This is a genomic window from Planomicrobium sp. MB-3u-38, from assembly GCF_002836425.1.
Lineage (GTDB): Bacteria > Bacillota > Bacilli > Bacillales_A > Planococcaceae > Planococcus > Planococcus okeanokoites.
In genome coordinates this window covers 23793-30414 of sequence record NZ_PJBO01000080.1, presented here as the reverse complement: position 1 = coordinate 30414, position 6622 = coordinate 23793, and the positions used below count along the sequence as shown (strand labels likewise).

The 6622-nt window shown below is 45.9% G+C and carries 7 protein-coding genes; 3 read left to right on the top strand and 4 right to left on the bottom strand.

Annotation, left to right across the window (positions count from 1 at the left end; all coding sequences use genetic code 11):
* Positions 1 to 69: 69 nt before the first annotated feature.
* On the top strand, positions 70 to 1191 hold the full coding sequence (locus tag CXF70_RS16880) for a GGDEF domain-containing protein (protein WP_101803623.1): 1122 nt from the start codon (positions 70 to 72) through the stop codon (positions 1189 to 1191).
* Between the two features lie 13 nt (positions 1192 to 1204).
* Entirely contained in the window at positions 1205 to 1621 is a 417-nt protein-coding gene (locus tag CXF70_RS16875) for an RDD family protein (RefSeq protein ID WP_101803622.1), read from the top strand.
* A 55-nt stretch (positions 1622 to 1676) separates the two neighbouring features.
* Here the strand turns inward: CXF70_RS16875 and CXF70_RS16870 are convergent, their stop codons facing one another.
* The 3 genes from CXF70_RS16870 to CXF70_RS16860 form a co-directional block, all read right to left on the bottom strand.
* Positions 1677 to 2582 carry a DMT family transporter gene (locus CXF70_RS16870; RefSeq protein ID WP_101803621.1) on the bottom strand — a complete coding sequence of 302 codons (906 nt, stop codon included), beginning with the start codon at positions 2580 to 2582 and terminating at the stop codon, positions 1677 to 1679.
* Positions 2583 to 2745: 163 nt separating this feature from the next.
* Positions 2746 to 3210 carry a BsuPI-related putative proteinase inhibitor gene (locus CXF70_RS16865; RefSeq protein ID WP_101803620.1) on the bottom strand — a complete coding sequence of 155 codons (465 nt, stop codon included), beginning with the start codon at positions 3208 to 3210 and terminating at the stop codon, positions 2746 to 2748.
* 151 nt (positions 3211 to 3361) lie between these two features.
* Positions 3362 to 4249: a fructose bisphosphate aldolase gene (locus CXF70_RS16860; protein WP_084242699.1), complete on the bottom strand. Its 888-nt coding sequence runs from the start codon at positions 4247 to 4249 to the stop codon at positions 3362 to 3364.
* Positions 4250 to 4460: 211 nt separating this feature from the next.
* Here CXF70_RS16860 and CXF70_RS16855 point away from each other — a divergent pair, with 211 nt between their 5' ends.
* The gene (locus CXF70_RS16855) at positions 4461 to 4883 is read left to right on the top strand and encodes a hypothetical protein (RefSeq protein ID WP_101803619.1); all 423 of its coding nucleotides are present in this window, start codon (positions 4461 to 4463) and stop codon (positions 4881 to 4883) included.
* Positions 4884 to 4938: 55 nt separating this feature from the next.
* On the opposite strand, the gene CXF70_RS16850 is transcribed toward CXF70_RS16855, so the two are convergent.
* On the bottom strand, positions 4939 to 6417 hold the full coding sequence (locus tag CXF70_RS16850) for a protein adenylyltransferase SelO (RefSeq protein WP_101803618.1): 1479 nt from the start codon (positions 6415 to 6417) through the stop codon (positions 4939 to 4941).
* Between the last annotated feature and the right edge of the window lie 205 nt (positions 6418 to 6622).

The following is a 6622-nucleotide window of genomic DNA, read 5'->3' as shown; positions in this document are numbered from 1 at the left end:
GAAAATCCGATGTATTATTTTTGGTAATACTGGTAAACTATTCAGGAACTTAAAATTAGGAGTTGTATTATGGGGGATTTACTGTTTTTCTTTTTGGAAAATATGGCGCTGATCATTGCACTTATGTATCTGGCGATAAAATCTAAAGAAGCGTTGATTTTGGATTGGTCAGATCCATTTAAACAGCGCATCATCATTTCAGCATTTTTTGGATTTCTGACATTTTCGATTATGTATAATCCATACTTATATGAGGGCATGCGCCTGGATTTGCGCGAAGTGCCGTTATTTTTCATATCCTATGTAGGCGGCTGGCAATACGGCTTGCTTTCTGCGGTTCTGCCAACAGCTTTTCGGGCCTATCTTGGCGGTCCGACAATGATTATGGGAATTTTGCAAGCTATTCTTCTGCCGATTATCGTGGGGAGCCTTTTACATGACAGAAAACGGAAAGACCAGTTTTTCGGCATCTTGAACATCCGGAAAATGCTGGTTGCATTTTTGGTGTATGAGTTGATAAAGTCTGTTTGGATGATCGCGTCGACTCCGGTCAATTTAACAATCATTATTGGTATGTTCATTTTTGCGGCCGTAGCAGTGTTTTCCATGGCTTTGATACTGAACGGTGAAAACAGGAGCAGTCTGCTAAAAGAGGAACTTGAATTTTATTCGAATAGGGATCCGATGACCCAATTGCCCAATATCCGCTTTTTTAAAAATAATGTGGCTAAACTGGTGGTAAAGCAATTGCCGATGGGAATCGTGATGCTGGATGTGGATTACTTTAAAGTCTATAACGATACCCATGGGCATCAAAAAGGGGATGCGATTCTGCGATCCGTTGCCCAGATCCTTAAGGATTCTACAAGAAAAGAGGACTTTATCGCGAGGTATGGCGGCGAGGAATTCATCTGCTGCCTGGCAGCGCCGAAAGATGAGGCTGAAGCAGCGATGATGGCTGAACGGATTAGGAAGAACATCCAGGAATTTCGTTTCGAAGGCGAAGAGAAGCAGCCTGAAGGGGTTCTGACAGTCTCGATTGGGGTAAGCTATACTGAAGGCGGGGCGCCGCTCGAGGAAATGATTGAAGAAGCGGATCAGTCTTTATACCAATCAAAACGGCAAGGACGCAACCGTGTAACCGTTTTTCCCGGCATCATGGTAGAATCCAATGAAGAAGTTCATAACTGAAGGAGGATGACACATGAAACGATTAATGAAGAAACGCATCAAAGCGATGGCAATCGATACAGTTATTACAATGGGTGTCACGGCTGCGCTGGAGCCGTTGTTACGGAATAAATTGAAGAACAAAGCGGCTTATGATGCACTTGCACCATCGCTTATTTTCTGGGGCTTGGAATATGCCCAGATGCGGATGAGCGGACAAACAATCGGACATAAAATGGCGGGAATCGTCATTGATACGACAGATGGCAGTGCGCTAAGCTCTGAACAAATACTAAAAAGACTGGTCCACCGTGATTCCATCAGTACTATCTCTTATTTAAGGGACCGTGAAAAATATGATTTCTATGAAGGTACCAAATTGCCTCATGACTTGTATGCAGATACAGTGGTAAAAGAGTATTTCAAAGAGAAAATGGAACCGAAATTATAAAAGGAAGCAATTCGCCTGGCGAATTGCTTCCTTTTTGCTGTTAATGGATTTATTTTTATGCTTCCGCGATCTCTGGCGATAAAACTCTTTTACTGCGGCCAAGGGCATTTACAAGTATGACCCCTGCAATTGCAATGATGCCGCCAATAAGTGAAACGCCGGTCGGCAATTCATGAAGCCACATCCAGGAAACGACGATGGCTACTGCCGGTTCCAGATAAATCACGCTGGAGACCGAGCTTGCATTCGCAAGCGATAACGCTGTTGCCCACGTCACATAGGCGATCGCAGCAGGGAAGATGCCGACATAAAGAGTAGCCAAATGCGCTTCCAGCGTCGCGTTCTGTAAAGTAGTCACCAGACCAGGTGAAAAGATGAAGAACGGAAGAGTGCCTGCCCACGTAAAATAGGCGGTCAACTCAATAGCAGTATACTTCTTCAATAACGGTTTCTGGAACACAAAGAAAGCGGCGGAAGCGAAAGCGGCGATTACTACGAGCAGCGCTCCGTTCGTCAGTGTCAGAGCTCCCCCGTTCGATCCGAATGCAATGAAACTGATGCCGATAAAACCGATAGCCATGCCGAGCCAGCCGATCCGAGTGAGGCGTTCTTTCAGGACGACGGCAGCAATCAGCGCTGTGAAGATCGGACCGGATCCAACCAGCATGCCGGCAGTTCCAGCTGATATGGTTTCCATGCCGAATGTCACAAAAATATGATAGACACTGATGCCAATCCACCCCAGAAACAGCAGGCGAAGTAAGTCGCCTTTATGCGGCAGTTGAAATTTCACTCCCGGCCATAATGCATATACGAGAAATAACGACGAAGCAATGAGGAAACGGACAAGGACATTTTGTCCAGTATCATAGCCGCCTTGGAGACCGACGCGGATTGCCGCAAATGAGGAACCCCATATAACTACTGAAAATAATGCTAAAGAAAATGCTTTTGCGTTCATAAATTCTCCTCCATCAGCCATTCTTCAATATATAGAACAGCTTTTACGCCTGCATCTATAAACAGACAGGTTCTATTATATTCCTTTAGGAGGTGAAAGTCAGTAAGGGGGAAAATTTAGCACATTAAAAAAGCGGCCTCTCCAAAGAGGGCCGCCCGAAATTCTATTCGACTGTAAGCTCGGTTTCAGCTTCGTATTTCGGACCTTCCTGGGGTGTCAGCCATGCGTTAAGCTGGTAGGTTCCAGGTTCAAGATCATTCGAAGGCACTTCGAATTCATATTCCAGCTTTTCACCAGGCTCGATGGTCTCTTCGCCAAGCGCCTGCATATATGTGCTGACAGATGACAATCTGTAAAGCTCATCGCCGTCCTGGTTGGATATTGTGTAGTCATAGCGCTGACCGCTTGTGAATTCGTAAGTCATCGTTTCATCAGTCTGATTGTTCACTGTATAGCGATAAAGATTGCTGTCCATTTGTTCAAGCAATGCTGTCACCTCATCTTCCACGATTCCATCGGACGAGCCGTTGCCCATGTCCGGTTCAACTGTGCCAGACGCGCCACAAGCTGCCAAAAAGAATGTCAACGACAGCAATAAGAAGGCGGCCAATACTTTTGGTTTTTTCATCTTAAATCCTCCCCGGTCCGATAAAATACTGAATACTCATGTTTAGCTGCTTTCCTATTTGAACGGTCGACCGGCAGAAAAGTTACAGGGAAAGCAGATATAATCGCAATAAAACAAAAGAGCCCCCGACAGGGAGCATCTTTTATGGAAATCAAGTAATTGACGCAAGATAAATTGTTTTCACCGATTCCTGGATCATCTTGTTGAATTCCTCATCAGACTGGCTGGCATTCAAGCCTTCAGATAAGCCTCTTGAGAAACTTGCGATCAAGCCTTCGTTGGCAGTCAGCTTCAGGTTGGCTTCATCACGGGAGTAGCCGCCGGAAAGTGCAACGACCCGCACAACACGCGGATGTTCAATCAATTCCTTATAGAAATTATCAACTGTCGGGATCGACAGTTTGAGCATGACGTTTTTGTCTTCGCTTAAGTTATCCAAGTGATTCAGAATCTCTTTTTTGAGAATCTCTTCAGACTCCGCTTTGTCTTCACTATGGATATTGACTTCAGGTTCGATGATCGGAACGAGGCCGGCAGACAAAATTTGATCTGCGACTTCAAATTGCTGTTCAACAACTTTTTTGATGCCATCCGCATTCGCTTTATTGACTACGGAACGCATTTTTGTACCGAAGACATTACGCTCGTTTGCGCGTTTCAATAGTTCGTCCAAACCAGGATTAGGCTTCATCAGCTGGACGCCGTTCTCTTCATCCGCCAATCCTTTGTCGACTTTCAGGAAAGGCACGACACCTTTTTCTTCCCAAAGATAATCCGGAGTATATTTTCCTTCCACTTTCCGGTCCATCGTCTGTTCAAACAGGATGGCGCCGATAATCGACTCGGAATTGAAGGCGGGTGCTGTCATGACGCGAGTGCGCATTTCATGGATCAGATCATACATTTCATCTTCGTTTGAATAAGAATCTTCTGAGACACCATATTGTGCCAAGGCTTTTGGCGTACTGCCGCCACTTTGATCCAGCGCTGCAATAAACCCTTTTCCATTTTTCACGAGTTCAAATTGTTCTTGATTCATTGTCCCAACTCCTTTGATTGATTTGAGAGAAACTGTAATAAAACCCTACACAGAATATTGTATCAATAAACAGGGCATTCATCAAAAATGAAAGGATTTGCAGGAAGGGGGAGCCATAGGTATGGCTGTCTTGAAATAAGGGTAATGTATAAAGGGATGAGAAGAATCGCAAAAGCAATCAGTTTTACAATAAAGTTTACGGGAGGCTGGCATGAAGAAATTATATTTAATGATATTTATATTGATCACAGGATCAGTATTGATGGCGTGTTCTGAAGAAACGGAAACGGCTGAGACTGAAGAAGCCGCGATCATACAAGTTACGAACAGTTCAGCCCGTCAAATCACATCTATTGAACTGAAGCTTTACCAGAACGATATGGTGCAGGCATCACCGACAGCGATGAACGCGGACGAATCGCTGATTGTCATGGGAGAAACTTTAGACTTTGAAATCCTTACACAGGACATCAATTTCGACGAACCAGTCATTATCGAAGCAATCGCCATGATTGATGGAGTGGAAGAGTCTGCAGGCAAAACCGCTCCGATGGAACTCAGGCCAGGCGAGAATTATAGATTTGAACTTGCCAGGGATCCAGAGATGCAATTCAGAGAAGTTCAGGAAAACTGAGGAAAAGTATGATAGAAAAAAGCCATCGAAGATTTTCTTCGATGGCTTTTCTTAATCATGTTCCGCAATAAGTTTTAAATGTGCGTTCTTCCTCTGGAGGAGGGGCATCAGTAAATGCAAGCTGTTCACTCGAATGGGCGTAAGGGCTTTTGACTGCCTCCACCAATTTTTCAGCCAGACTGTAATCCTGTCTGCTGACCGCCGCTTCAATCGCTTCTTCGACGCGGTGATTACGGGGAATGACGGCGGGATTACTGCTGCGCATCAGTTCGTGTGAGGTTTCCGGGCTTTCGGCTTGTTCATCAAGCCGGGATTTCCAAGCCGCATACCATGCGTTAAAGCCTTCTTTGCCGGCAAGCGGCATTTCTTCAAGCTTATCGAATGTCAATGCACGGAATGTATTCGTATAATCCGCTTTATGGTCGTGCATCAGCTTCAGCAGATCATCAATCAGCTGGTCATCACCGTCTTCATTGCCAAATAAACCGAGTTTCGCCTTCATGCCCGCTGTCCAGTTTTCCTGGAATTGATTGCCGAAATCACCCAATAAATCCTGGGCCATTTCAACTGCCTGCTCTTGATTTTCATCAATCAGCGGAAGCAAAGTTTCGGCAAAACGCGCCAGATTCCAACCGGTGATTTTCGGCTGATTGCTGTAGGCATAGCGGCCGTAGAAATCGATAGAACTGAATACACGGCCCGGTTCATAGGTATCGAGGAAGGCGCAAGGACCGTAGTCGATCGTTTCACCGCTGATCGTCATATTGTCCGTGTTCATGACACCGTGAATAAACCCGGCGAGCTGCCATTTTGCGACGAGCTGTGCGTGATTCGCAATTACGTTTTTCAATAATTCAAGATAGGGATTTTCGCTGTCCTGTGCAGATGGGTAATGGCGGTCGATTGCGTAATCCGCCAGAGCTTTGAGTTCTTCAAACGTCCCCCATTGCGCCGCGAACTGGAATGTCCCGAAGCGCAGATGGCTGGACGCCACACGTGTCAGCACAGCACCTGGAAGAAAAGACTCGCGTACTACCGGGATGCCGGTAGTTGCGACAGCCAGACTGCGGCTTGTCGGGATGCCGAGCCCGTGCATGGCTTCACTGATGATATATTCACGCAGCATCGGGCCCAGTGCGGCGCGGCCGTCGCCGCCTCTTGAATATGCGGTTTTCCCTGAACCTTTCAACTGAATGTCAAAACGCTGTCCTTCAGGTGTAATTTGTTCGCCAAGCAATATGGCACGGCCGTCGCCAAGCATCGTGAAGTTGCCGAATTGATGGCCGGCATATGCTTGTGCAATCGGTTCTGCGCTTTCAGGAACTTTTGTGCCTGACAGTACTTTTGCACCGTCTTCAGTGTTCATCGTTTGAGCATCGAGGCCGAGAGATTCCGCCAAGTCGCCGTTGAAAAGAATCAATGCTGACTCGCGTGCCGGTTCAGGAACAGTTTTTGTGAAAAGTTTCTCTGGCAGGCGCGCGTAGCTATTATCCAAATTCCAGCCGGTAGCTGTGAGATTTGCAGTCTTTTTCATAAGATCACCTTTTCTGATAAGTAGTTTCTGTTGGCTCTAAGCAATAAAACCTTGCTGGTGATTATTTACCCGATCCGGTGGGGTGACAATCTTTTATTGGTTACGATTGCAGCTGAAAAGCATGATTGCAACTAAAGGGGGGGATTTAAGCAAATCCAATTGCATTGAGTAGAAGATGTTGGGAGTTAAAGCGCGTATTTTATCG